Source organism: Halomonas sp. IOP_14 (genome assembly GCF_021021315.1).
In the GTDB taxonomy this organism is placed as follows: Bacteria; Pseudomonadota; Gammaproteobacteria; order Pseudomonadales; family Halomonadaceae; genus Vreelandella; species Vreelandella titanicae.
In genome coordinates, this window is the sequence record NZ_JAINWD010000096.1 from 1 (window position 1) to 2465 (window position 2465).

General features: G+C 53.1%; 3 protein-coding genes. 1 reads left to right on the forward strand and 2 read right to left on the reverse strand.

Translation table 11 applies throughout. The annotated features are described in order from the left end of the window. Positions 1-581: 581 nt before the first annotated feature. Positions 582-1550, reverse strand: coding sequence for a LysR family transcriptional regulator (locus tag K7H09_RS24215; RefSeq protein ID WP_230806356.1), 969 nt, complete (start codon positions 1548-1550; stop codon positions 582-584). Positions 1551-1645: 95 nt separating this feature from the next. On the opposite strand from K7H09_RS24215, the gene K7H09_RS24220 reads away from it, so the two are divergent. Further along, positions 1646-2107, forward strand: coding sequence for a hypothetical protein (locus tag K7H09_RS24220; protein ID WP_230806357.1), 462 nt, complete (start codon positions 1646-1648; stop codon positions 2105-2107). A 159-nt stretch (positions 2108-2266) separates the two neighbouring features. On the opposite strand, the gene K7H09_RS24225 is transcribed toward K7H09_RS24220, so the two are convergent. Beyond that, positions 2267-2465 (reverse strand): phosphatase PAP2 family protein (locus tag K7H09_RS24225; protein ID WP_330165631.1); only part of this gene is annotated, 199 nt, incomplete at its 5' end.

A 2465-nucleotide genomic window follows, 5' to 3' on the forward strand; every position in this document is an offset into this window, starting at 1 on the left:
ACGAGAAGTTTGGCAGGATAGTCAGACATTGTCGCCGAAGGTCTTGCGCCAGTCGCGGGGGCTTACCTGGTGGCGCTGCCTGAAATGTTGCCGAAACGAAGTTGCCGTGTGGCATTCGCGATTTTGGCTTAATCCTTGGCAGTGGCGTTGCCGCCAAGCTTATTGTGTTCACTGCCTATAAATGAAGGTGGTATAAAAGGCTAATTTCCAGCGATGGCAGCAATCATTATCTGGAAGCGTTGACGCTAGGAAGATTTTGAAAATCTGCGTGTAGAGTGGGTGAAGGTAAGCGCAGATTATTGCTCTAGAGGCACCTGGTTGGAGGGCTGATTTCGACCCAATCCGGATATCAGTGAGACCAGACGGCCACTACTGCGGCAGTAGATCGAGACAACTGGTATTGCTGGACACGGCCAAGAAATTGATAGCCTCCGCGATCACAGCACTCGCACCACCGGTCGACAGCACGGTCACGAGGATCGCCGCATAATCACTCCGAGCCTGCAGGCTCAGCGCTCGTCCCGATTTACCTGACATCACCAACCCCACTACTCGTCGCCCGTAAATTTTGCAACAGAACCCTAACAGGTGCTTTGGCGCGGCTTGATGATGTCAGATGCTGCGAGGCGTCGGTCAGCCTCATCGATTAGCGCATCGAACGTCGCCAAAACAATATTGCGTAGCCACCGGGTGGCGGGGTCACCATCAAGTTCTGATTTCCACATCACCCGAAAAGACACGTCAGGCAAGGGTTCGGGAGGCTCAAATACCTGAATATCTCCACCCTGCGCGCCTCCTAGTAGACACAGCGCGACAAAATTACCCAGCATGTCGGTATTGTTTAAGACCGCACCAATGCCTGACCAACTGGCAGCGTGTAACCCAATCCGGCGTTTCAGTCCTAAGCTGTCGAGCCGCTCTTCTACGGTTCCATGTGTTGCACCTGGAGTGCGCACAACGACATGAGGCCAACTCATCCAACTTTCCGTTGTCCAGTCATTTGAAGCTGGGTGTCCATGACGAGCGAAGACATAGCGTTTTAATGAGGGTAGAGCCTTAGCCTTCAATCCTGCCGGGAGAGGGAAGTTTGCGTTCCCAAAGGCAATGTCTATTTCGCCACTGACGATCTGACCCATGGTCTCCTTTGACAGGGGCTGCCATGCAAGGCCGGAGTTTGGTGCTTCTCTGTGCATCCTTCGGACAACTTCTGTGGCCACAATGTCCAAGCCGGGGCCGGCTATTTTGAAAATACGTGTGCTTTTCGAGGGATTAAATTCTGCTGGCGGCTGCACGGCGCGTTCAATCCGGGCGAGGATCGGCTGTATCTCTTGGTAAAGTGCGAGAGCCCTTGGGCTGGGCTGCATAATTCCACCAACACGAACCAAAAGCGGATCACCAAGCTGGTCGCGCAACCGACCTAAAGCATGGCTGATTGCCGAAGGCGTCCGGCCGAGTTGTTCAGCGGCCCGATTGACACTGCCCTCATCCATCAACACACGGAAAACCAAAAGCAGGTTCAGGTCCAGGTTTCTAATCTGAATTTCATTCATGCTAAATGAATACTATTTGCTTTTATGACACGGAATTCCCAGCATAATGGCCCCGTATCGGTCAAAGATCAATATACAGCTGAAAGGAATTCACGATGGCACTCTCGCTACCAAACGCAAAGACTCTATTTGTTGATACTGGCCCAAGACTGGTGCTTGGAGGCATCTTCCTGATCGGCGCAATTGATGGGTTTTGGTACATATTCACGGGATCGCATCTCATCCACCCACCAACATCAGTAGATGGTCTGGCTTTTGAAGCCGCTCTCAAAGAGGTTGGATTTTTCTGGCCCTTGATGAAAATTATCGAACTGATCGGCGCTTCGTTGTTGCTGAGCAATCGAGCGCCTGCACTAGGGTTGGCATTGCTTGCGCCTGTGATGGCGGTGGTTGTGGCGTTTCATGTGGTGTTGAATCCCGCCGGACTGCCGCTCGCTGCCATCTTGGTGGCAACCGGCGGAATGACCCTTTGGGTTCAGTTTGACCGTTTCAAACCGCTGATAGCTTCTGGAACACCTAAGCATCCAACCAACGACGCCGACGGCCAGTATCCGTGACCGGGAGAGCTTCTAGCTGGGACATGAAGCTATGGCCTGCCATAGCTTCAGGCTCTTATACCCAGACGACTAAAACCGTGAGGCGATCCTCGGCGTAGGGATACCCAAGAACGTAATCGCCAAGCGCCGCAAAGACTGCAGTCGTCGGTGTCCGACTTGCTATTTTCCGTCTCTACCTGCCCATGCCGCTTCATCCAGCGCTGCCCAGCTCACCTCGGCCATCCAGTTGGCAAGCACATCGGTCGGCCAATGAACCCCAAGGTAAACTCGGCTTATAGCCACCGGCAGGGAAAAGCTTTTGCACCCAACTTGTCCAAGTTTTCCCTCGTGCTTCATTTGCAACTCCTTTGCTTTGAGA

Coding starts and splice junctions, on each gene's coding strand:
- K7H09_RS24220 (WP_230806357.1), top strand. CDS start 1,646: ATGGCACTCTCGCTACCAAACGCAAAGACTCTATTTGTTGATACTGGC.
- K7H09_RS24215 (WP_230806356.1), bottom strand. CDS start 1,550: ATGAATGAAATTCAGATTAGAAACCTGGACCTGAACCTGCTTTTGGTT.